Origin of the sequence: Pseudomonas marvdashtae, from assembly GCF_014268655.2 — a bacterium.
Lineage (GTDB): Bacteria > Pseudomonadota > Gammaproteobacteria > Pseudomonadales > Pseudomonadaceae > Aquipseudomonas > Aquipseudomonas marvdashtae.
In genome coordinates this window covers 3,738,724-3,762,071 of record NZ_JABWQX020000001.1, presented here as the reverse complement: position 1 = coordinate 3,762,071, position 23,348 = coordinate 3,738,724, and the positions used below count along the sequence as shown (strand labels likewise).

19 protein-coding genes are annotated in these 23,348 nt (G+C 60.5%); 11 read left to right on the top strand and 8 right to left on the bottom strand.

The genetic code is table 11. The features are described from left to right. Positions 1–29 precede the first annotated feature (29 nt). The 5 genes from fadA to HU742_RS16920 all read left to right on the top strand — a co-directional run bounded on the left by fadA (position 30) and on the right by HU742_RS16920 (position 5,366). Positions 30–1,205, top strand: a complete 1,176-nt coding sequence (fadA, locus tag HU742_RS16940; RefSeq protein WP_186636541.1) for an acetyl-CoA C-acyltransferase FadA — start codon at positions 30–32, stop codon at positions 1,203–1,205. Between the two features lie 109 nt (positions 1,206–1,314). Further along, positions 1,315–1,551 carry a DUF1653 domain-containing protein gene (locus HU742_RS16935; protein ID WP_025212748.1) on the top strand — a complete coding sequence of 79 codons (237 nt, stop codon included), beginning with the start codon at positions 1,315–1,317 and terminating at the stop codon, positions 1,549–1,551. A gap of 115 nt (positions 1,552–1,666) precedes the next feature. Then, complete coding sequence (gene topA, locus HU742_RS16930) at positions 1,667–4,279, top strand: type I DNA topoisomerase (RefSeq protein WP_186636539.1); 2,613 nt, start codon at positions 1,667–1,669, stop codon at positions 4,277–4,279. Positions 4,280–4,502: 223 nt separating this feature from the next. Beyond that, a complete protein-coding gene (locus HU742_RS16925) occupies positions 4,503–5,027 on the top strand; it encodes a DUF6586 family protein (RefSeq protein ID WP_186636537.1) in 525 nt (174 codons plus the stop codon). 105 nt (positions 5,028–5,132) lie between these two features. Next, positions 5,133–5,366 (top strand): hypothetical protein, encoded by a 234-nt coding sequence (locus tag HU742_RS16920; protein ID WP_003183419.1) that lies wholly within the window; start codon positions 5,133–5,135, stop codon positions 5,364–5,366. Positions 5,367–5,435: 69 nt separating this feature from the next. On the opposite strand, the gene sulA is transcribed toward HU742_RS16920, so the two are convergent. Both sulA and lexA read right to left on the bottom strand, forming a co-directional pair. After that, positions 5,436–5,909, bottom strand: coding sequence for an SOS-induced cell division inhibitor SulA (gene sulA / locus HU742_RS16915; protein ID WP_186609824.1), 474 nt, complete (start codon positions 5,907–5,909; stop codon positions 5,436–5,438). A 10-nt stretch (positions 5,910–5,919) separates the two neighbouring features. Further along, positions 5,920–6,528, bottom strand: a complete 609-nt coding sequence (lexA, locus tag HU742_RS16910) for a transcriptional repressor LexA (RefSeq protein ID WP_186609823.1) — start codon at positions 6,526–6,528, stop codon at positions 5,920–5,922. Between the two features lie 240 nt (positions 6,529–6,768). Between lexA and HU742_RS16905 the strand changes: the two genes are divergently transcribed. The 3 genes from HU742_RS16905 to HU742_RS16895 all read left to right on the top strand — a co-directional run bounded on the left by HU742_RS16905 (position 6,769) and on the right by HU742_RS16895 (position 9,411). Next, positions 6,769–7,476, top strand: a complete 708-nt coding sequence (locus HU742_RS16905) for a TetR/AcrR family transcriptional regulator (protein WP_013692622.1) — start codon at positions 6,769–6,771, stop codon at positions 7,474–7,476. A 171-nt stretch (positions 7,477–7,647) separates the two neighbouring features. Beyond that, a complete protein-coding gene (gene nagZ / locus HU742_RS16900; protein WP_186636536.1) occupies positions 7,648–8,658 on the top strand; it encodes a beta-N-acetylhexosaminidase in 1,011 nt (336 codons plus the stop codon). A gap of 12 nt (positions 8,659–8,670) precedes the next feature. Beyond that, entirely contained in the window at positions 8,671–9,411 is a 741-nt protein-coding gene (locus HU742_RS16895) for an S-methyl-5'-thioinosine phosphorylase (RefSeq protein WP_186609821.1), read from the top strand. A gap of 87 nt (positions 9,412–9,498) precedes the next feature. On the opposite strand, the gene HU742_RS16890 is transcribed toward HU742_RS16895, so the two are convergent. The 3 genes from HU742_RS16890 to mfd are packed head-to-tail and all read right to left on the bottom strand — an operon-like array spanning position 9,499 to position 16,230. After that, complete coding sequence (locus tag HU742_RS16890; protein WP_186643164.1) at positions 9,499–12,192, bottom strand: DEAD/DEAH box helicase; 2,694 nt, start codon at positions 12,190–12,192, stop codon at positions 9,499–9,501. A gap of 11 nt (positions 12,193–12,203) precedes the next feature. Further along, on the bottom strand, positions 12,204–12,770 hold the full coding sequence (locus HU742_RS16885) for a CsiV family protein (RefSeq protein ID WP_186643165.1): 567 nt from the start codon (positions 12,768–12,770) through the stop codon (positions 12,204–12,206). 10 nt (positions 12,771–12,780) lie between these two features. Beyond that, on the bottom strand, positions 12,781–16,230 hold the full coding sequence (mfd, locus tag HU742_RS16880; protein WP_186643166.1) for a transcription-repair coupling factor: 3,450 nt from the start codon (positions 16,228–16,230) through the stop codon (positions 12,781–12,783). A 169-nt stretch (positions 16,231–16,399) separates the two neighbouring features. On the opposite strand from mfd, the gene HU742_RS16875 reads away from it, so the two are divergent. Continuing rightward, positions 16,400–17,863: a glyceraldehyde-3-phosphate dehydrogenase gene (locus tag HU742_RS16875; RefSeq protein WP_186609817.1), complete on the top strand. Its 1,464-nt coding sequence runs from the start codon at positions 16,400–16,402 to the stop codon at positions 17,861–17,863. A gap of 61 nt (positions 17,864–17,924) precedes the next feature. On the opposite strand, the gene HU742_RS16870 is transcribed toward HU742_RS16875, so the two are convergent. Beyond that, positions 17,925–19,223, bottom strand: a complete 1,299-nt coding sequence (locus tag HU742_RS16870) for an MFS transporter (RefSeq protein ID WP_186643167.1) — start codon at positions 19,221–19,223, stop codon at positions 17,925–17,927. Between the two features lie 131 nt (positions 19,224–19,354). Here HU742_RS16870 and HU742_RS16865 point away from each other — a divergent pair, with 131 nt between their 5' ends. Beyond that, positions 19,355–20,341 (top strand): FAD:protein FMN transferase, encoded by a 987-nt coding sequence (locus HU742_RS16865; protein ID WP_225923632.1) that lies wholly within the window; start codon positions 19,355–19,357, stop codon positions 20,339–20,341. A gap of 223 nt (positions 20,342–20,564) precedes the next feature. After that, positions 20,565–21,959 carry a Si-specific NAD(P)(+) transhydrogenase gene (sthA, locus tag HU742_RS16860; protein WP_186609814.1) on the top strand — a complete coding sequence of 465 codons (1,395 nt, stop codon included), beginning with the start codon at positions 20,565–20,567 and terminating at the stop codon, positions 21,957–21,959. Positions 21,960–22,001: 42 nt separating this feature from the next. On the opposite strand, the gene HU742_RS16855 is transcribed toward sthA, so the two are convergent. Further along, on the bottom strand, positions 22,002–22,724 hold the full coding sequence (locus HU742_RS16855; RefSeq protein ID WP_186609813.1) for a glycerophosphodiester phosphodiesterase family protein: 723 nt from the start codon (positions 22,722–22,724) through the stop codon (positions 22,002–22,004). Further along, a complete protein-coding gene (locus tag HU742_RS16850; RefSeq protein ID WP_181286899.1) occupies positions 22,721–23,317 on the bottom strand; it encodes a PilZ domain-containing protein in 597 nt (198 codons plus the stop codon). The genes HU742_RS16855 and HU742_RS16850 overlap by 4 nt, the downstream gene beginning before the upstream one ends. Between the last annotated feature and the right edge of the window lie 31 nt (positions 23,318–23,348).

The following is a 23,348-nucleotide window of genomic DNA, read 5'->3' as shown; positions in this document are numbered from 1 at the left end:
CGCCCAACGACTAGAGCGAGAGAACATTTATGAGCTTGAATCCTAGAGACGTCGTGATTGTCGACTTCGGTCGTACGCCGATGGGCCGCTCCAAGGGCGGCATGCACCGCAACACCCGCGCCGAAGACATGTCGGCGCACCTGATCAGCAAACTGCTGGAACGCAACGTCAAGGTTGACCCCAACGAAGTCGAAGACGTGATCTGGGGCTGCGTGAACCAGACCCTGGAGCAGGGCTGGAACATCGCCCGCATGGCGTCGCTGATGACCCAGATTCCTCACACCGCGGCTGGCCAGACCGTCAGCCGCCTGTGCGGTTCGTCCATGAGCGCGCTGCACACCGCCGCCCAGGCGATCATGACCGGCAATGGCGACGTGTTCGTCGTCGGCGGTGTGGAGCACATGGGCCACGTGAGCATGATGCACGGCGTCGATCCGAACCCGCACATGTCGCTATACGCGGCAAAAGCCTCGGGCATGATGGGCCTGACCGCGGAAATGCTCGGCAAAATGCACGGCATTACCCGCGAACAGCAGGACGCCTTTGGCGTGCGCTCCCACCAGCTCGCCCACAAGGCGACCGTCGAAGGCAAGTTCAAGGATGAAATCATCCCGATGCAAGGCTATGACGAGAACGGCTTCCTGAAGCTGTTTGACTACGACGAAACCATTCGTCCGGAAACTACCCTGGAAAGCCTGGCGGCCCTCAAGCCGGCCTTCAATCCGAAGGGCGGCACCGTGACAGCTGGCACCTCGTCGCAGATCACCGATGGTGCCTCGTGCATGATCGTGATGTCGGCCCAGCGTGCTCAGGACCTGGGTATCCAGCCGATGGCCGTGATTCGTTCGATGGCCGTTGCCGGTGTGGATCCGGCGATCATGGGCTATGGTCCAGTACCGGCTACGCAAAAAGCCTTGAAGCGTGCGGGCCTGAGCATTGCCGATATCGACTTCTTCGAGCTCAACGAAGCTTTTGCCGCACAGGCCTTGCCAGTGTTGAAAGATTTGAAAGTGCTCGACAAGATGAACGAGAAGGTTAACCTGCACGGCGGCGCAATCGCCCTGGGTCACCCTTTCGGTTGTTCCGGTGCGCGTATCTCCGGCACGCTGCTCAACGTCATGAAGCAGAACGGCGGCACTTTTGGGGTGTCCACCATGTGCATTGGCCTCGGCCAGGGCATCGCCACTGTCTTCGAACGCGTCTAAGCGTTACGTTGATGGAAGCCGGGGCCAAGTGCCCCGGTTTTTGTTTTTTCGGGTTTAGTAAAAAAAGATTTTGTTTTTATTTTGAAAAGATTTGAGTGAGTGCCAAAGCATGCCGATACAACCTGGGCTCTACCAACATTACAAAGGTCCGCAGTACCGCGTATTCAGTATTGCGCGGCACTCCGAGACCGAGGAAGAAGTGGTCTTCTATCAAGCCCTGTATGGCGATTACGGCTTTTGGGTGCGTCCGTTGAGCATGTTCCAGGAGTCCGTCGAGGTTGACGGCGAACAGGTGCCACGCTTTGCTTTGGTGCAGGCCGAGGAGAGCATTTTTTCCAAGCCTTGAGGCCGACATGAGGGCGCGCGTGCCCTTGACCTCACCTTGCAGCCACTATATATAGCGGTGCCGCGTCAGGCGCCAACCGCCTTTCACTTTTTAGAATTCAGGAATTTTCTGATCCATGGGCAAATCGCTGGTCATTGTGGAATCCCCGGCTAAGGCCAAGACCATCAACAAGTATCTGGGCAACCAATACGTGGTGAAGTCGAGTATCGGCCATATCCGAGACCTGCCCACCAGCGGTTCGGCTAGCGCCAGCAAAGAGCCGGCCGCCAAGCGCGGCAAGGCCGCTGCTGGTGAAGCGCCAGCGCTGTCGCCGAAAGAAAAGGCGCGCAAGCAGTTGGTCTCACGCATGGGGGTCGATCCGGAACACGGCTGGAAAGCCAAGTACGAGATCCTCCCAGGCAAGGAAAAGGTCATCGAAGAATTGCGTCGGCTCGCCAAGGACGCCGACACCATCTATCTCGCGACGGACTTGGACCGCGAAGGGGAAGCCATTGCCTGGCACCTGCGCGAAGCCATCGGTGGGGATGACAGCCGCTACAAGCGCGTGGTGTTCAACGAGATCACCAAGAAGGCCATCCAGGAAGCCTTCTCCCAGCCGGGCGAGCTGGATATCGATCGGGTTAACGCCCAGCAGGCGCGTCGCTTCCTCGACCGCGTGGTGGGCTACATGGTCTCGCCGCTGCTGTGGGCCAAGATCGCCCGTGGTCTGTCGGCCGGTCGCGTGCAGTCGGTTGCGGTGAAGCTCGTGGTGGAGCGCGAGCGGGAAATCCGGGCTTTCATTCCGGAAGAATATTGGGAGGTCCACGCTGATCTTGGAACCGCCAAGGGCGCCACCGTGCGCTTTGAGGTGGCCCGTGAGAAAGGCGAGGCCTTCAAGCCACTCAACGAAGCCCAGGCCATGGCAGCGTTGGAGAAGCTCAAGTCGTCGAGCTACAGCATCGTCAAGCGTGAAGACAAGCCGACCAGCAGCAAGCCGTCCGCGCCGTTTATTACGTCCACGCTGCAGCAGGCCGCGAGCAACCGCCTGGGCTTCGGCGTAAAGAAAACCATGATGATGGCCCAGCGGTTGTACGAAGCAGGCTACATCACGTACATGCGTACCGACTCGACCAACCTCTCGGCGGATGCCGTGGCGATGGCGCGTACTTATATAGAAAGCGAGTTCGGCAAGAAATATCTGCCTGAGACGCCAAATGTCTACAGCAGCAAGGCAGGCGCTCAAGAGGCTCACGAAGCGATTCGTCCGTCCGACGCCAATACCGAGCCAAGCAAGCTGTCGGGGATGGAGCGCGATGCCGAGCGTCTCTACGAGCTGATCTGGCGCCAGTTCCTGGCCTGCCAGATGCTGCCGGCGCAATACCTGTCGACCACGGTCAGCGTCGGTGCTGGCGACTTCGAGCTGCGCGCCAAGGGTCGCATCCTGAAGTTCGACGGTTACACCCGTGTCATGCCGCAAATCACCAAGCCTGGCGACGACGATGTCTTGCCGGACATGGCCCAGGGCGATGTGATGAAACTGGTCAAGATCGATCCAACCCAGCACTTCACCAAGCCACCGGCCCGTTACTCCGAAGCCAGCCTGGTCAAGGAAATGGAAAAACGCGGCATCGGCCGTCCTTCGACCTACGCCGCGATCATTTCCACCATCCAGGACCGCGGCTATGTGGCGCTGCACAACCGTCGTTTCTATTCGGAAAAGATGGGTGACATCGTTACCGAACGTTTGTCCGAGAGCTTCTCGAACCTGATGGACTACGGCTTCACCGCCGGCATGGAAGAGAACCTCGATGACGTGGCCCAGGGCGAGCGGGACTGGAAGAACGTGCTCGACGAGTTCTACGGCGACTTCAAGAAAAAACTTGAAGTAGCCGAGAGTCCTGAGAGCGGCATGCGCGCCAACCAGCCAGTCATGACGGATATCCCGTGCCTGACGTGCGGTCGCCCGATGCAAATCCGTACCGCCTCGACTGGCGTATTCCTGGGCTGCTCAGGCTACAGCCTGCCACCGAAAGAGCGATGCAAGGCGACGGTCAATCTGGTGCCTGGCGACGAAATCGCCGCAGACGACGAAGGCGAATCGGAATCCCTGGTGTTGCGTGGCAAGCACCGCTGCCCAATCTGCAGCACGGCGATGGATGCCTACCTGTTGGATGAGAAGCGCAAGCTGCACATCTGCGGTAACAATCCCGATTGCGCCGGCTACGAGATTGAAGAGGGCACCTACCGCATCAAGGGCTACGAAGGCCCGAGCCTGGAATGCGACAAGTGCGGCAGTGAGATGCAGCTCAAGACAGGTCGCTTCGGCAAGTTCTTCGGTTGCACCAACCCGACCTGCAAGAACACCCGCAAGCTGCTCAAGAGTGGTGACGCCGCGCCGCCGAAGATGGACCCGGTGAAGATGCCCGAGCTCAAGTGCGAAAAGGTCAACGACACCTATATCCTGCGCGACGGCGCTTCCGGGCTGTTCCTGGCGGCCAGCCAGTTCCCGAAAAACCGTGAAACCCGTGCGCCACTGGTGATGGAGATCGTCCCGCACAAGGACGAAATCGATCCGAAGTATCATTTCCTCTGCGAAGCGCCGCAGAAGGACCCGGACGGTCGCCCGGCGGTGATTCGTTACAGCCGCAAGACCAAGGAGCAATACGTGCAGACCGAGGTCGACGGCAAGCCTACTGGCTGGAAAGCGTTCTATGACGGCGGAAAATGGACCGTTGAAGATAAGCGCTGATGGGATAGCCTGGGGGCTTTCGTGGCGAGGGGCTTGCTCCCACTGGACCGGTCCGACGTTTCGGGCCTAGTCGTCCTCCAGCAAGTCCCCAGAAAACAGAAGGCCGCATGACAACCCAACGGTTTCATGCGGCCTCTGTGTTTTTGCCTTGCAGTGGCCTCGGTTGATCCACGACACTGTCGCACCTGCGTGACGCTTTTATTTCGTTGGGGAGAATGCCGACATGGCCCACGAACTCTACACCCGCACCAATCAGAAGATCTATTTCGCCGGCCTGTCGCTTGAAGCGCTGGCCAGGGCTGAGGAAGGGCGCGCAATGAATTCCCCGGCGCTGGTCCAGGCTGGGCGTGAATCAGTGCTGTTTCATTTGTACGGTGCGTTGCTGGGGCTTTGTCATGAAATTGCCGGTTTCTATCGCTTGCCACAGGCGAATGCTTCACGGGCCGAATTGATGTTGGCTCCAGAAGTGTTGGAAACCCACGCGATTCCAGAGCTGGCCGAAATGATCGAGCTGGCCCAAAACCCGGAGACCTGGCTGGCCAGGCTGTTGGCAGCCCATACGGCTTTGTTCCAGCCGCCACGGGCTCCCCGTAAGCCCAAGGGTGACGTGACCCAGCCATTGATCGTTGCGGTCAATCTTGACGAACATGAGCCGGAGCAGGAGCTGACTCGGGAAGAATTGGAAAGCTGGCGCCAGAATCTCAAAGGTCTGGCTATCCGCTTTCGCGAAGGGCTGAACGAATGTTGAGTTTCATTCGCTCCGTAATGTTCGCTAACGACGCTTGGTCAAGATCCTGAGCGAAGCCCGGCTGATGACTATATAATCCCCGCCTTTCGTGGAGAACAGACTTTTATGCCAACGTCCTTTCTAGAAATTGTCGAACTTCCTGATGGCCGCATCGAGTTGCGCAGGGCTGAAGACGAAGGTTCCCTGGTTACCCTGAACTTCTCCGAGGACGCCAAGGTGTTCCTTCAAGGCCAGCACGTCGAGGTCGCCAAGGCGATGCTTAGCGTGGGTGTCCAGATGGCAGGCCGCCTGGTTGAAGGCGAATTCAACAAGGAAGAAGGACCGCGGGTTCTTCATTGATCCCGGCTGTCGGTTTTTTTTACGTCAATATTGCTGGCTTCTCTGCCCTGAAGAAGCCCTGCGATAGTCTTAGCCCAGTCGGATATTCAAGCTTTGCGCATCCCCGATGCGGGCGGCGCTGATCAATTGTTGACGCGCGGTCGCGGTCAAGGGGTTCAGCCAGCTGACCACCGTATGGCTGCGGCCCAGGCGCAACGCTTCGCAAGTCAATTGCTGGGCACTTTGGGTGCCGCGTGGTTGCAGTAGCAGGATCCGTTCGCGATTGAGACCAGCGTCCCGCAACCAGGCTTGTGTAACGCTCGCAGGCGGCGCAATCAGCGTCAGCCAGCGAGCATCCTGATCTTGGCTCAGCTCCCTCAGGATGGGGGCGAGCAGGTTCAAGCAATTTCCTGCTGCACCACGCAACGACAGCTCGCTGAACGCCTCGGGCTCGATGCCCCAGGGCGATTCGATGACCTCTTGCAGGACAGGAACCAGCGGTTGGGCCATGAATGCCTCGAACAACGGAAGTTGTGTGTGCTGTGGTGCGTGAGGGAATTGCATAAAGCCTCCTTTAGCGGCGAATGACGCCGACACTCAAGCCTTCGATAACCAGGTCCTGATCTTTCAGGTCCACTTCGATGGGGGCAAACTCTGGATTTTCGGCAATCAGCCAGACCTTGCTGCCGTCGCGCTTGAACCGCTTGACCGTGACTTCATCACCGATGCGCGCCACCACGATCTGGCCGTTGCGGGCTTCGCGCGTGGTGTGGACAGCCAGCAGATCACCGTCGAAGATGCCAATGTCCTTCATGCTCATGCCATGGACACGAAGCAGGTAGTCAGCCCTTGGATGGAAGAACGAAGGGTTGATGTTGCAGGATTCCTCGACGTGCTGCTGAGCGAGAATCGGTGCGCCAGCTGCAACACGACCAATGATCGGGAGAGTGGTTTCGTCAGCCTTGGCTTCGAAGCCGGGGATGCGAATGCCCCGCGAGGCGCCAGGCGTCATTTCGATCGCGCCTTTGCGGGCCAGTGCCTTAAGATGTTCTTCCGCCGCGTTGGGCGATTTGAAACCCAGTTCCTGGGCGATTTCCGCACGGGTCGGCGGGTAGCCGTTGTCTTCTAGGCAGCGTTTGATGAAGGCCAGAATCTCTGCTTGGCGTGGCGTCAGCTTTAGCATAATGATCGCTCTGTCTTTTTATACAGTGACTGGGATTATATACAGTACGCGCCGCTTGGCAATCCTCCTTTTTTCAGGCGCCGCTGGACGGTCGCTCCGGAGCCGCAAACGACGGGGTCACAACCGTCTGGAAGGTGTGGTTAAATACCTGACCGGGCGTTCGCAAAACGTCCCGTCAGGCTTGACAACCCCAGGGCTGAAACGTATGTTTCAAACAAGTGTTTGTCAGGCGGAGTAGCCATGGCCCAGTCGGAAACCGTAGAACGCATTCTGGATGCTGCCGAGCAGTTGTTCGCGGAAAAAGGTTTCGCCGAAACCTCGTTGCGTCTGATCACCAGCAAAGCCGGTGTCAACCTGGCGGCGGTGAATTATCACTTCGGTTCAAAAAAAGCGCTGATCCAGGCGGTTTTCTCTAGGTTTCTCGGGCCTTTTTGCCTCAGTCTCGATCGCGAGCTGGAGCGGCGCCAAGCCAAGCCCGACGTAAAGCCGACGCTGGAAGAGCTGCTGGAAATCCTTGTCGAGCAAGCCCTTGTCGTGCAACCCCGCAGCGGCAATGATCTATCCATCTTCATGCGCCTGCTGGGCTTGGCGTTCAGCCAGAGCCAAGGCCACTTGCGGCGTTATCTCGAGGACATGTACGGCAAGGTATTTCGCCGCTACATGCTGCTAGTCAACGAGGCTGCGCCGCGAATCCCGCCGATCGAGCTCTTCTGGCGCGTGCACTTCATGCTTGGCGCCGCAGCGTTCAGCATGTCCGGTATCAAGGCGTTGCGGGCCATTGCTGAAACCGACTTCGGGGTAAACACTTCCATCGAACAGGTGATGCGCCTGATGGTGCCTTTCCTGGCGGCCGGCATGCGTGCCGAAAGTGGTGTCACCGATGAGGCCATGGCCGCGGCGCAGCTGCGTCCGCGCAGCAAATCCACGCCGGCGCTCGCCAAGGCTTGAGTGCGCGGGTGGGCGCGGCAGCCTACATCCGCTAAGCTAGCCGCCCATGCCGACTCTCGTTTCGAACCCGTTATACAGTTCGTTGCATCATCGCGACCTGCCAGGCCTGGAGCCCGGCGGTGCGGTCGTGCATGCGTCACTGCGAGGGTTCATCGTTTTTAAGGAATTGTTATGACTGCTGGCCTGCAAGGCTCGTTGATGGTGGACGTCGCCGGTACCTGGCTGACGGCTGAGGATCGCCATCTGTTGCGTCAGCCCGAAGTGGGCGGCTTGATCATCTTTGCTCGCAACATCGAGCATCCGCGCCAGGTGCGCGAATTGAGTGCGTCGATCCGGGCCATCCGTCCCGACCTGCTGCTGGCGGTCGATCAGGAAGGCGGGCGTGTCCAGCGCCTGCGCCAAGGCTTTGTGCGGCTGCCGGCGATGCGAGCCATAGCCGATAACCCTAATGCCGAATACCTGGCCGAGCAATGTGGCTGGATCATGGCGACCGAAGTGCTGGCAGTCGGCCTGGATTTGAGCTTCGCCCCGGTGCTGGACCTTGATTACCAGCGCAGCGCCGTGGTCGGCAGCCGTTCCTTTGATGGCGATCCCGAGCGCGTCGCACTCTTGGCTGGTGCTTTCATTCGGGGCATGAGCGCCGCGGGAATGGCCGCCACCGGCAAGCACTTTCCAGGGCACGGTTGGGCCGAGGCCGATTCCCACGTGGCCATTCCCAATGACGAGCGCAGTCTCGAACAGATCCGTGCCAACGACCTGGTGCCGTTTGCCAAGTTGAGCAAGCAGCTTGCCGCCGTGATGCCGGCCCATGTCATTTACCCGCAGGTTGATGCCAGTCCGGCAGGCTTCTCTCGTCGTTGGCTGCAAGACATCTTGCGAGGCGAGCTGCAGTTCGACGGCGTGATCTTCAGCGATGACCTTTCCATGGCCGGCGCCCATGTGGTCGGTGATGCCGCCAGCCGTATCGAGGCCGCACTGACGGCCGGTTGCGACATGGGTCTGGTGTGCAATGACCGTGCTGCCGCGGAATTGGCATTGAGTGCAGCCCAGCGTCTGAAGGTCAAGCCTTCGGCGCGGATCGCCCGCATGCGTGGCCAGGCGTTTGCCTCCACTGAATATCGTCAGGACCCACGCTGGTTGACAGCCATCGGCGCGTTGAAAGCCGCCCAACTGATCGATTAAAGGACGTTTTACATGACCGTTTACGCAATTATTGGCGGCACCGGCCTGACCCAGCTCGAAGGCTTGACCATTCGCCAATCCCTCTCGGTGGAGACGCCCTACGGCGCGCCATCGGCCGACGTGCAGATCGGCGACTATGCCGGACGCGAGGTCTTGTTCCTGGCGCGCCACGGCCATCCCCATCGCCTGCCGCCTCATCAGGTGAATTATCGCGCCAATCTCTGGGCCTTGAAGCAGGCTGGCGCCCAGGCTGTCCTGGCCGTCAATGCCGTGGGCGGGATTCACGCTGCAATGGGCACCGGTCATTTCTGCGTTCCCCACCAGTTGATCGATTACACCAGCGGTCGCCAGCACACGTATTTTGCCGACGACCTGGAGGCGGTGACCCACATCGACTTCAGTTATCCGTACACGGAGTCGCTGCGCCAGCAGTTGATAGCGGCCCTGGCCGCCGAGGGCTGTGGCTATAGCAGCCACGGTGTCTACGCCTGCACGCAAGGCCCGCGCCTGGAAACCGTGGCTGAAATCGCCCGCCTGGAGCGTGATGGTTGTGACATCGTCGGCATGACCGGCATGCCGGAAGCGGCCTTGGCCCGTGAGCTGGAGCTGGATTACGCCTGCTTGGCCTTGGTGGTGAACCCGGCAGCAGGCAAGTCCACGGCAGTGATTACCATGGCCGAGATCGAGCAGGCGCTGCATGACGGGATGGGAAAAGTGAAGTCGACGCTGGCGCGGGTGTTGATGGCCGGTTGATGAGCTTGTAGAGGATGACGGAGGGAGCCGAGCCTTTTCGGCTCCCACTAAAGGCCCCGGAAGCGGCTTTTATCAGGGCGGGATGACCTAGCGTTTTTCCAGCTTCTCCGGCAACGGTGCGAACAGCGCTTCGATGTCCTCATTCTGCAATTTCCAATCTCCGGCCACGCGGCCATCCAGTACACCCGCCGCCAGGTCGGATTTTTCTTTTTGCAGCAGCTGAATCTTTTCCTCCACGGTGCCGCGGGCAATCAGCTTGTAGACAAACACCGGTTTTTCCTGGCCGATACGGTAGGCGCGGTCGGTGGCTTGGTTTTCGGTGGCCGGGTTCCACCACGGGTCATAGTGAATCACGGTGTCGGCTTCGGTCAGGTTCAAGCCTACGCCGCCGGCCTTCAGGCTGATGAGAAAAATCTGACGTTTGCCGCTCTGGAATTCCTTCACGGGAGTGCGCCGGTCGCGCGTTTGGCCGGTCAGGATCGCATAGTCGACGCCGCGCTTTTTCAGTTCCTCTTCAATCAACGCCAACATGGAGGTGAACTGCGAAAACAGCAGCACTCGCCGACCTTCTTCGAACAGCTCTTCGAGCATCTCCATCAGGCTGTCGAGCTTGCCCGAAGTACTGCCGCGGACGGGTAGGGTGGCGTCGTTGATCAGGCGCAGGTCGCAGCACACCTGGCGCAGCTTGAGCAGTGCTTCAAGGATGATGATCTGGCTGCGCGCCACGCCTTTGCGAGTAATCTCGTCGCGCACTTTCTTATCCATGGCCAGGCGCATGGTTTCGTAGACGTCGCGTTGGGCGTCGCTGAGTTCGACCCAATGGATGATCTCGGTCTTGGGCGGCAATTCGGTTGCGACTTGTTCCTTGGTCCTGCGCAGCAGGAACGGTTTTATCCGACCGTTAAGGTGCTGTAATCGCACGTCGCTGTGGCGTTTTTCGATCGGCACGCGGTAGTCGCGGTTGAAACTCTTGACGTCGCCAAGCCATCCCGGCAGCAGGAAGTGAAACAACGACCACAGTTCCCCGAGATGGTTTTCCAGCGGTGTGCCGGACAGGCAGAGCCGCTGCCGGGCGTTGAGTTCGCGGGCGGCCTGGGCGGCTTTGCTGGTGGGATTCTTGATGTACTGGGCCTCATCGAGGATCAGTACGTGAAGGGGCTGCGCCTTCAGTCGCTCGACATCCTTGGGGAGCAGGGCATAGGTGGTAAGGATCAGGTCGTAATCTGCCAACCGCTCGAAATGTTTCTTGCGCCCGGCACCGTACAACGCCAGTACCTTGAGCTGGGGGGTGAAATGGCTTGCTTCGTCGAGCCAGTTGGGAATCAGGCTCGTCGGCATCACGACCATGCACGGCCGGTCGAGGCGACCGGCGATTTTTTCGCTGAGAATGTGCGCCAGGGTTTGTAGGGTTTTGCCCAGCCCCATGTCATCCGCGAGGATACCGCCGACCTCCAGCTGCCGCAGCGATTGCATCCAGCTCAGGCCTTCGAGCTGGTAGGGTCGTAGCGTTGCATTCAGGCCTTGCGGCGCGGTGGCGGTGTAGTCCTTGATGTCGCGCAGGCGCTGGGCCAGGCCGCGGATGTGTTCACCGCCCTCCCAGCGCAGGGGCATGTCCTGCAGTGGGTTCAGGCGTAGGGCGTCCGCGCTGTTGAGTCGCAGTTTGGTGGTGCCGGGCTCTTGCAGGTAAAACTCGCCGAGGGTCGCCAGCACTGGTTTCAGCCGGCCGTAGGGTAGGGCCACCTGCTGCGGACCGAATTCCGAGTTTGGACGGTTGGGCAAATTGACCAGGATGAGCTCATCATCGCGGCGCCGGGCCAGCCGTTCCGGGTTGAACAGTTCGATGTGCGAGCGCATCAGGTTCAACAGGATCGGCAGCAGGCTCAGGCGCTCGCCATTGACGATGATGCCCAGCTCCAGGTCGAACCAGTCACGCTCCGGTGTGTCCTCGACCGTGGCGTACCACTCGTCCACCGCCGTCAGGTCGAAGCCGAAATCTTCGTCGATCTGCAACTCCCAGCCCTGGCTACGCAGTTTCGGCAGATCGTTGAGGGTAAACGTCAGCCAGGCACTGTCATTGACCATTTCGTACAGTTCGCCAGCGCTTTCCGGCAGCGCCTTGCTTTGCCGTGTCGCAACCTTGAAGCCGAGGATTCGTAGCTGCTCGCGGTAGGACTGTTCTACATCGGTCTGGCGTTTTATCCGCAGCGTCTGGGTTGCCTGGCGAATCAGCACGTCGGTGTTGCGCTGGCCGCTGACGTACTCGTCCAAATAGCTGAACGAGAGCGCAGCGCGGTGCTGGATGTAGCGCTGCATCTTGCCGTTGCGCGGCTCGAAGGCACTGAACTCGACACTCGCCAGCCACAACCGGGGCACCGGCTGCACGTTTTCCACCAACACTTGCGGCGCAGCCTTGGGGCTGCGGTTGTCCAGCACTGCCTGGAGTTTCTCCAGCAGTTGCGCGTCTTTTTCGGCGGCGGGGTAGGCCAGGGTTTCCTGGACTTGCAGCAGCACCGCCGCGCAATGCTTGCAGTTGATGCGCACCGGACAGGAGCACGCCGCTTCAAGGAGGATCAATGCGCCTTTGGCTGACTCTTTCAGGCGAATGGTCTGACGGTAGACGCTGCCACCAGAGCCTTCACAACTGGCAATGACGGTGCTGTCACCGGCCTCGACGATCCTGACGCGGTTTTCCAGGGCGTAACGGCGCCCACGCTCCAGGCTTTGTTCCTTGAATCGATTGACCCAGGAAGGAGCCAGGGGTTTGCTCAGGGGCGAGGGCATAGGCGCGCCGATCAGTCCGGAATCACGTCAGGAGCCTGCCGTGGCGCAGGCGCGGTCAGCGAGGTGATCTTGATCAGCAAGCCCAGGTGGCCGTTATCGAGGAAGTTCAGTTGGCCATTCTTGGTATGGCTTTGCTGCTTCAGTCGCTCGCTGGCGGTGACCAGGCCATTGGCGTCGATTTGATTGATCCAGAAGTCCGCGTCGACGTCGGTGAAGCGACCGAGCTTCAGTTCGAGGGTGCCCTCGATGGGAAACTGGCCGAACTGTTCGGCGCCTTCGCTGACGGCGATTTTACGCCCTTGTTCGCCCAGGTTCTGCTGCCAGGCCTTGTGCATCAGCACGGTGTATTGGCCGCTGGCGTTGAGTTTCTCGACGATGTTGCCCAGTGCCGGCGTGCGCTGGCTGTCCGCGCCAAGGCGTTGCGCGCCAGCGTCCCAGTCTTCCGGTGCGGCGCGGCTGATAATCGCCGGTTCGGCATTCTGGCGGACCAGGATCATTTCAACCTGGTACAGGTCGTCGGCAAACGCCAGGGGAGCGATCAGGGTCATCAACAACGTCAAGGAGCGAAACAGGCGCATTGGGCGTCCTTCAAGCAGTGGTCGGAGTGAGGCGCTCGAACAGCGCTTCAACGGTATTGAAACGCTCTTCCGGGCGTTCCATGGGCACCATGAACTTGAACATCGTGGCACCTTCGAACTTGTAGCGTTTGGGCTGGCCCTGGATCAGCTTGATCAGTACCAGCGGATCGACCGGCGTCTGGGCTTCGAATTCGATACGGCCACCATTGGGACCGCCGTCGACTTTCTTGATGCCCAGTTGCTCGGCCTTGAGCTTGAGCAGCGTGGTGCGGACCAGGTTCTTGGTCGGCTCCGGAAGCAGGCCGAAGCGGTCGATCATCTCCACTTGCAGGTCCTTGAGGCCTTCCTCGTCGGTGGCCGAGGCGATGCGCTTGTACAGGATCAATCGGGCATGGACGTCCGGCAGGTAATCTTCCGGGATCAGCGCCGGCACTCGCAGGTTGATTTCCGGTCCGCCGCCCAGGGGCTGGTCGAGGTTCGGTTGCTCGCCCTTGCGAATCGACTTGACCGCCCGCTCGAGCATTTCCATATACAAGGTGAAGCCGACGGCCTGGATTTGGCCGCTCTGGCCATCGCCGAGCAATTCGCCGGCGCCACGAATTTCCAGGTCGTTGGTGGCCAGCACGAAACCGGCGCCCAGGTCCTGGGTATTGGCGATCGCCTCCAGGCGCTTCTCCGCATCCGGGGTGATTTGCTGGCGCGGCGGCGTCAGCAGGTAGGCATAAGCCTGGTGGTGACTGCGTCCGACCCGGCCGCGCAACTGGTGCAGCTGGGCCAGGCCGAACTTGTCGGCGCGCTCGATGATGATGGTGTTGGCGCTTGGCACGTCGATGCCGGTCTCGATGATGGTCGAGGCGATCAGCACGTTGAAGCGCTTGTGGTAGAAATCGCTCATCACCTGCTCGAGATCACGTTCGCGCATCTGCCCGTGGCCGATGGCGATACGCGCTTCGGGCACCAGCTCCGCGAGGTCGGCGGCGCATTTCTCGATGGTCTTCACGTCGTTGTGCAGGTAATACACCTGCCCGCCGCGCAGCAGCTCACGCAGCAAGGCTTCCTTGACCGTGCTTTTGTTCTGCTCCATGACGAACGTTCGCACCGACAGGCGCCGGGCCGGCGGCGTGGCGATGATCGACAGATCGCGCATGCCCGACACCGCCATGTTCAGCGTGCGCGGGATCGGCGTGGCGGTGAGGGTCAGGATGTCGACTTCGCTGCGCAGCGCCTTGAGCTGTTCTTTCTGGCGTACACCGAAGCGGTGCTCCTCGTCGATGATCACCAGCCCGAGATTCTTGATCTTCACGTCATCCTGCAGCAGCTTGTGCGTACCGATGACGATGTCGATCTTGCCCTCGGCCAAGTCGGCAATGGCGGCGTTCACTTCCTTGGCGGATTTGAAACGGCTCATGACCTCCACGGTCACCGGCCAGTCGGCGAAACGGTCGCGGAAACTGTTGTAATGCTGCTGGGCGAGCAGCGTGGTCGGCACCAGGATCGCGACCTGTTTGCCTCCGTGCACGGCAATGAAGGCGGCACGCATCGCCACTTCGGTCTTGCCAAAACCGACATCGCCACACACCAGCCGGTCCATCGGCTTGGGCGCGAGCATGTCGGCGCGTACGGCTTCGATGGTGGTCTGCTGGTCGACGGTCTCTTCGAAGGGAAAGCCGGCGCTGAAGGTTTCGTAATCGGCTTTCGGGTCGGCGAAGGCGTAACCTTCGCGGGCGGCCCGACGGGCGTAGATATCGAGCAGTTCGGCGGCGACGTCGCGCACCTGTTCAGCGGCCTTGCGCTTGGCTTTCTGCCAGGTTTCCGAACCCAGGCGGTGCAGCGGGGCCAGGGCGTCGTCGCTGCCGGTGTAGCGTGCAATCAAATGCAGGTTCGCCACCGGCACGTAGAGCTTGGCGGCTTCGGCATATTCGAGGGTCAGGAATTCGGCGGCCTGGTTATCGATTTCCAGCGTCGCCAGGCCCAGGTAGCGGCCTACGCCATGGTCGATGTGCACCACCGGCGCGCCTTCGCGCAATTCCGTGAGGTTCTTGATGACCGCGTCATTGGCGGCATCGGCGCGTTTTTCACGGCGGCGGCGCTGCATCACGCGCTGGCCGAACAGCGGGCTTTCGGCGACCAGCGCCAGGGCTGGATCCTCGAGAACCAGTCCGTCGTTCAGCGGGGCGATGGTGATTGCCAGGCGATCCTTGCCGGCGACAAAGTCCGGCCAGCTGTCGACAGTCTTCGGCCGCAGCTTGAGGCGCTCGAGCAGCTCCAGCAATACTTCGCGCCGTCCCGCGGACTCAGCGGTGAACAGCACGCGGCCGGGGAACTCGTCAAGGAAACCGGCCAGGGCCGCCAAAGGTTGCGTGGCCTTGGCTTCGATTGCCAGGTCCGGCAGGGGCTTGGCCGGAAAGCGTTCGCGACCGGCACCCACTTCCACGTCCTGCTGGCTCGCCACCACGCGTGGCCAGCTCTTGAGCCGGGCGAAGCAGTCTTCCACCGGCAGGAACAACTCGGCCGGCGGCAATAAAGGTCGGGACGGATCGACGCGGCGTTCTTCGTAACGGTTGCGCACGTCGTTCCAGAAGTTTTCCGCCGCCTGCTCGATGCCTGGCAGGGAAAACACTTGGGTGTCCTGGGGCAGGTAATCGAATAGGGTCGACGTCTCTTCGAAAAACAGCGGCAGGTAATACTCGATCCCCGCAGGGGTGATCCCGCTGCTCAAGTCCTGGAAAATCGGGCAACGGCGGAAATCCACGTCGAAACGTTCGCGAAACCGCGCCTTGAAGCGAGTCACCGCGTCTTTTTGCAGGGGGAATTCCTTGGCCGGCAGCAGGCGGATCGACTGGACCTTGTCGATGGAACGCTGGTTTTCCGGGTCGAAGGTACGCAGCGTCTCGATCTCGTCGTCGAACAGGTCGATGCGATACGGCAATTTGCTGCCCATCGGGAACAGGTCGATCAAGGCGCCACGCACCGTGAACTCACCGTGCTCGTACACCGTATCGACGTAGCGGTAGCCGCTGGCCTCGAGCCGGGTGCGCATTTGCTCGACGTCGAGCTTCTGGCCGATGTCCAGCACCAGGCTGCTGCCGAGCAGGAATTGGGTCGGTGCCAGGCGATGTAGGGCCGTGGTGATGGGCACTACCAAAACGCCATGACTGAGCTCCGGCAGCCGATAAAGGCTGGCGATACGCTGGGAAATGATGTCCTGGTGGGGCGAAAACAGATCGTAGGGCAGGGTTTCCCAGTCCGGGAAATGCAGCACGGGCAAATCCGGGGCGAAGAAAGCCAGCTCCTGTTCGAGCCGCTCGGCGCTCTGGCTGTCAGCGGTCAATAACAGGGTGAAGCGCTTTGCAGCGCTGGCAGCCTCGGCAATGGCCAGGCTCAGGGCGGCACCGGGCAGGTTGCCCCAGTGCTGTTTACCTGCCGCGGCAGGGAGAAGCGGAAGACGCAGAACGGGCACGGAAGGTTGAGCTCCAAGCGTTGCGACAAAGTCGACAATTGTAGCGGGGGAAGTGCCCGGCTGTCAGTCGCGGACTACTCTTGCAGCACCTAAAACCACGGCGCGACGGGCGCGCATTGCTCCGCAGAGGACTCGGCGTCATAATGTAGCCCCTTTTTTCAGCCCCTACATGTGGAAGGTTACCGTGACTCAGAAGCCCGACCAGTGTCTTGGTGAATGGATTGATCGTGAAGCTCTCGCCGAAGCGATGATCCCTCTCATCGGTCAGCTCTACCGCAATAACAATGTGGTGAGTTCGATCTATGGCCGCAGCCTGATCAACCAGTCTGTCATCGCGATCCTCAAGGCCCACCGCTTTGCTCGCCACCGTTCTTCCGACGACAGCGAACTCTCCGTCCACGAAACTTTCCCCCTGCTCAAGGCCATGAGCGAGCTCAAGCTCGGCGCGGCTTCGGTAGACCTGGGCAAGTTGGCTTTCAAATTCCGCAACGAAGGCAATGGCCGTAGCGCCGAGCAATTCGTGCGTGAAGAAATGGCTGATGTGGTCGGTCAGCAAAACGCTTCGGCCCGCAAAGGCACTGACGTCGTGCTGTACGGTTTCGGTCGTATCGGCCGTCTGCTGGCGCGCATCCTGATCGAAAAAACCGGCGGTGGCGACGGCCTGCGCCTGCGGGCCATCGTGGTGCGCAAGGGCGCCGAGAATGACTTGACCAAGCGCGCCAGCCTGCTGCGTCGCGATTCGGTCCATGGTTCGTTCAACGGCACCATCACCATCGATGAAGAAAACAACACCATCACCGCCAACGGTAACCTGATCCAGGTGATCTACGCGAAGAACCCGGCCGAGGTGGATTACACCCAGTACGGCATCAAGGACGCCCTGCTGGTGGACAACACCGGTGTATGGCGTGACGCCGACGGCCTCGGCCAGCATCTGGCCTGCCCGGGGATCGACCGTGTTGTTCTGACTGCGCCTGGCAAGGGCAAGCTGAAGAACATCGTTCACGGCATCAACCACAACGAAATCACCGCTGACGACAAGATCGTGTCCGCCGCTTCCTGCACCACCAACGCCATCGTGCCGGTGCTCAAGGCTGTGAACGACAAGTTCGGCATCATCAACGGTCACGTCGAAACCGTTCACTCGTACACCAACGACCAGAACCTGATCGACAACTTCCACAAGGGTGATCGCCGTGGCCGCAGCGCCGCGCTGAACATGGTCATCACCGAGACCGGCGCCGCTACCGCCGCCGCCAAGGCCCTGCCTGAGCTGGCCGGCAAGCTGACCGGTAACGCGATCCGTGTACCAACGCCGAACGTGTCGATGGCCATTCTCAACCTGAACCTTGAGAAAGCCGCCACTCGTGAGGAGATGAACGAGTACCTGCGCTACATGGCGCTGCACTCCGATCTGCACAAGCAAATCGACTTCGTCAACTCGCAGGAAGTCGTGTCCACCGACTTCGTGGGCTCGCGCCACGCCGGTGTTGTCGACGCCGAAGCAACCATCGTCCAGGACAATCGCGTTGTTCTGTACGTCTGGTACGACAACGAGTTCGGCTACAGCTGCCAGGTGGTTCGCGTAATGGAAGACATGGCTGACGTGAATCCGCCTGCGTTCCCGCGCTAAGCCTTAGCCGCTTGTGAAAACGCCCCGACTTGTCGGGGCGTTTTTTTTCGCCTGGGGTTTGTCAGGCGCCGCTGACCATTGAAGCCTGCGCCGTCCGCAATTCATGCCGATTGCCCTTGAACAGCACCAAGGTTGCGATCAACCCGAGCACCGCCGCACCACTGAGCCAGATCCCTGGTGCGGCCTTGTTGTCGAGCACATGTATCAGGTAGGTACAGGCCGCCGGGGTAAACCCACCGAACGTCGCCGTCGCCAGGCTGTAGGCCAGGGAAAAACCAGTGGTGCGCACTTCGACGGGCATGATTTCCGTCAAGGCGACCACCATCGCTCCGTTGTACGATCCATACAGGAACGACAACCACAACTCGACGATCAGCAAATGGCTGAAGCTGGGGTTCGCCACCAGCCAGGACAGCGCGGGGTACGCAGTCAAGATTGCGAGAATGGTCGCTGCCAGCAGCAGGGGTTTACGTCCAATCTTGTCGGAAAACGCGCCCATGACCGGCAGCCAGAAGAAATTCGATAAGCCGATACACACCGTGACCAGCAGCGCATCCAGGTCCGACAGGTTCAGCTCGGCCTTGCCAAATGTCGGTGTGTAGGCGGTGATCAGGTAAAACGACACGGTGGTCATCACCACCAGCGCCATGCCCGCCAGGACGATGCCAAAATTCTGGCCGATGGAGCGGACGATTTCCGACAGGGTAGGGCGGTGTTTTCTTGCCTGGAATTCAGGTGTTTCTTCCAGTGAGCGGCGAATCACGAAGATGACCGGTACGATCAGGCATCCGACGAGGAACGGCACGCGCCAGCCCCATTCACCCATTTCCACGGGGCTCAGCCAATGATTCAGAGCGACTCCCAGCAAGCCGGCAAACACCACGGCGGCCTGTTGGCTGGCGGATTGCCAACTGACAAAAAAGCCCTTGCGCCCCGGCGTGGAAATCTCCGCCAGGTACACCGACACACCACCCAATTCGACGCCAGCGGAGAAGCCTTGCAACAACCGCCCCAGCAGCACCAGCAACGGCGCTGCCACGCCGAGGGTGGCGTAACCGGGCACACAGGCAATCAGCACGGTGCCGGCGGCCATCATCGCGAGGGTGATGATCAGGCCTTTGCGGCGGCCGTGGCGGTCGATGTAGGCGCCGAGAAAAATCGCCCCCAGCGGACGCATGAGGAACCCGGCGCCGAACGTCGCCAAGGACAGCATCAGGGAGGCAAAGGCACTGTCGGTGGGAAAGAATGTCTTGGCGATGGCTGTGGCGTAGAAGCCGTACACCATGAAATCGAACATCTCCAGGAAGTTGCCGCTGACAACACGAAAAATCGCCTTGCCGTTGCTCGTTTGGGAAGACATGTGTAGGTACTCACTCTGGCCAATCTTGTAGGGAAGCATTGCTCGCTGCGGGAGCGCTGTAGCCCATAATGGCCGGCGTGGTTTTGAGGGGAGATGAAGATTTGTTAACTGGACGATGGATTGGGCTTGTGATGCTGGCCGGCGTGTTGTCCGGATGCGGCAACGGCGACACCCTTGAACGCTTCGATGGCCCGACCATGGGTAGTCGCTATTCGATCCAGTACGTCAGGCATGGCATCACAGCCGGTCCGAAAGAGGTGCGCGGCGAGGTGGAAAACATCCTTGCCGAGGTCGATCGGCAATTTTCCACTTACCGCGGTGACTCGGACATCGAGCGTTTCAACGCGCTGCCAGCCGACAGTTGTGCGGTCATGCCCGTTCCGGTTCTCGAATTGATCCGGGTCGGTGAGCAGCTGTCTTCGCAAAGCGATGGCGCTTTCGACCTGACCGTCGAACCTTTGCTGAATCTATGGGGGTTCGGCCCTCAGTCACGTACCGAAGAGGTGCCCGGCGCCGACGCTTTGGCCCAGGCACGGCAACGTGTCGGCTATCGGCACTTGCACATCGACGGCGAGCGGTTGTGCAAAGACGCCGCGGTCGAGGTCGACTTCAACAGCATCGCCGCAGGCTATGCCGTCGACCGCATCGCCGCCCGGCTCAAGGCATTGGGCATCGACAGTTATCTGGCCGAGGTCACTGGAGAACTCAGGGCCGCTGGGCGCAAGCCGGATGATTCCGCGTGGCGTGTCGCCCTGGAAGAACCCCGGGACGACAAACGAGTGGCGGAGCGTGTCATTGAGCTCGATGGTTATGGCGTTTCGACCTCGGGCGACTACCGTAAATATTTCGAGCAGGGCGGCAGGCGATATTCCCACACCTTTGATGCACGCACCGGTGCGCCGGTCCTACACAACCTGGCGTCCGTCACGGTGATTCATCCTTCGGCGCTAATGGCCGATGGACTATCGACGCTGTTGCTGATTCTCGGCCCTGAACAGGGTTGGGACTATGCCCAGGAGCATGGCATCGGGGTATTTTTTGTCTTGCGGGACAATGACCGTTTCGTCGTTCGCACAAACGATGCGTTTGAACGGATGGCCGGCGGAAAAAACCAATGATGACAGCGCCCTGAAAGCCTACCTGTGGCGAAATAGCGCAGGTAAAGGGGAGCGCCCCCTAGCCTACGACGCGACCAAGGGGTAATGTGCGCGGCGTTGACGCTTCTATAGACTGTGGCCGGGCTCGTGAACCGGCCTGAAAATTGTTCCTTCATGCCGCCGGCCGGCATGATTTAGCCGTCGGTGCCAAATGTGGCATCGCGGCCTGTTCTGAGGAGTACGCATGGCTGTCTACAACTACGACGTGGTGGTACTGGGCTCCGGCCCGGCGGGGGAAGGCGCGGCAATGAACGCGGCCAAGGCAGGGCGCAAGGTGGCGATGGTCGACAGCCGTCGGCAGGTCGGCGGCAACTGCACCCACTTGGGTACCATCCCGTCCAAGGCCTTGCGTCACTCGGTCCGGCAGATCATGCAGTTCAACACCAACCCGATGTTCCGGGCCATCGGCGAGCCGCGCTGGTTCTCCTTCCCGGACGTGCTCAAGAGCGCCGAGAAGGTGATCTCCAAGCAAGTGGCCTCGCGTACCGGCTACTACGCCCGCAACCGTGTTGACGTATTTTTCGGCACCGGCAGCTTTGCCGACGAGCAGACGGTCGAAGTGGTCTGCGGTAATGGCGTGGTCGAGAAACTGGTGGCCAAGCACATCATCATCGCCACTGGATCGCGCCCGTATCGCCCGGCCGACATCGATTTCAACCACGCGCGTATCTACGATAGCGACACCATCCTGAGCCTGGGGCACACCCCGCGCAAGCTGATCGTCTACGGCGCCGGCGTGATCGGTTGCGAGTACGCCTCGATCTTCAGCGGCCTGGGTGTGCTGGTGGAACTGGTGGACAACCGCGGCCAATTGCTGAGCTTCCTCGACTCGGAAATCTCCCAGGCCCTGAGCTATCACTTCAGCAACAACAACATCACCGTGCGCCACAACGAAGACTACGAGCGCGTCGAAGGCTGCGACAACGGCGTGATCCTGCACCTCAAGTCGGGCAAGAAGATCAAGGCCGACGCCTTGCTCTGGTGCAACGGCCGTACCGGTAACACCGATACCCTGGGCCTGGAAAATATCGGCGTGAAGGTCAACAGCCGCGGCCAGATCGAAGTCGACGAGAACTATCGCACCTGCGTGCCGAACATCTATGGTGCCGGCGACGTGATCGGTTGGCCGAGCCTGGCCAGCGCCGCCCACGACCAGGGCCGTTCGGCTGCTGGCAGCATTGTCGACAATGGCAGCTGGCGCTTCGTCAACGACGTGCCGACCGGCATCTACACCATTCCGGAGATCAGCTCGATCGGCAAGAACGAGCAGGAGCTGACCCAGGCCAAGGTGCCGTACGAAGTGGGCAAGGCGTTCTTCAAGAGCATGGCGCGGGCGCAGATCGCCGGCGAGCCGCAAGGCATGCTGAAGATCCTGTTCCACCGCGAGACCCTGGAAGTGCTGGGCGTGCACTGCTTCGGCTACCAGGCATCGGAGATCGTGCACATTGGCCAGGCGATCATGAACCAGCCGGGCGAACTGAACACGTTGAAGTACTTCGTCAACACCACGTTCAACTACCCGACCATGGCCGAAGCCTACCGGGTAGCGGCCTATGACGGGCTCAACCGGCTTTTTTGAGCGGCTCCGGCCGGTGGCCTGAGCCGGCCGGGGAGACCGATTTCAGCAATTCTCGAGGGTGGCAGTGGCCAAACCGGGAAAGTCTGTAATCAGGCTGTCAGCGCCAAAGTCGGCGAGCCTGCGCATGAGCGCGGGCTCGTTGACGGTCCACACCGACACATGCAGCCCCTGGCGCTGCGCCTTGACCAGGCGCTCCGGCGTGCACAGGGTCCAGTTCAGCGCGAGAATCTCGCAGCCATAGCTTTGGGCAACCTTCAACGGGTCGAGCCAGGCGTATTCGGCCACCAGTCCACGGGAAATGTCTGGCGTCAGGTCCAGGGCGGCCTTGAGCACTTCCCGGGAACTGGACGTGATGGTGATCTTGTCCAGCAGCCCGAAACGCTGGGCCATCTCGCGAATCCCCAGCACCGTGGCGGCAGCCCGGGTGCGTGATGCGCTTTTCACCTCTAGCTGCCAGTGCTCGAAATCACATTGTTCGAACAGTTCCTCCAGGCGCGGGATCGGGCAAGGCTTGATCCAGCCGGGTCCACCCTTGCGCGCGTCGTAGGTCACCAGTTCGGCAGCGGTGTGTTCAACGACCTTGCCCCGACGGTCCGTGGTGCGCTTGAGGGTCGGATCGTGGATCACCATCAACTCGCCGTCCATTGACAAGTGCAGGTCCAGCTCGCAACGGCGCACGCCGTGCTTGAGGCATTCCTGGAAACCGATGAGGGTGTTTTCCGGTGCTTCGCCCTTGGCGCCGCGGTGGCCATAAATGAGGGTCACGGTTCTTCCTTATTGATGCCAGATTCGTTCAGTTCTCGGGCCAGGCGTCGTTCTTGAGCCTGTTTTTGCAGGATATAGCGGGCCAGCAATTGACGCTGGGCGTCGGTCGGGTGCTCAAACTCGGTGCCTACGTCATAGCCACCGCCCTTGGGGTCGCAATGGGTAACGCGGGCCCGGAGCAACAACCCCAAGGCCTGGGGCATCAGCACCAGTTTGATCGACAGGTGTGCGCCGACGGCAATGGGAGTGGGGTATTGGAAGTCGATGCCGCCTTCGGAGATGATCACCGGCTGGGGTTCGCCGATTTCGCCGAGCACCGTCACGGCGATGACCTGGCTGAGCAAATCGATGCGCTTGTTCATGGCCTTGAGATAGGCCGCGATGCTGCGTTCGCGCTCGCTGATCTGGCGCAACAGGTGTTGTGACTCGAATTCGCTCAGGTGCAGTTCGCTGAGCAGATTGAACAGTGGGGACTCATCCTGCAACACTTCCTGGCTGGCAGCTTCAGGAATGGACAAGGGCCGAATTTCCAGTGCGATCGTGTCCTCGATACGGTAGTATTCGCGGCGATCTTCTTCATCTAATGTCGACATGGCGAACCCATGGTAGCGGCGGTGGTCTGAG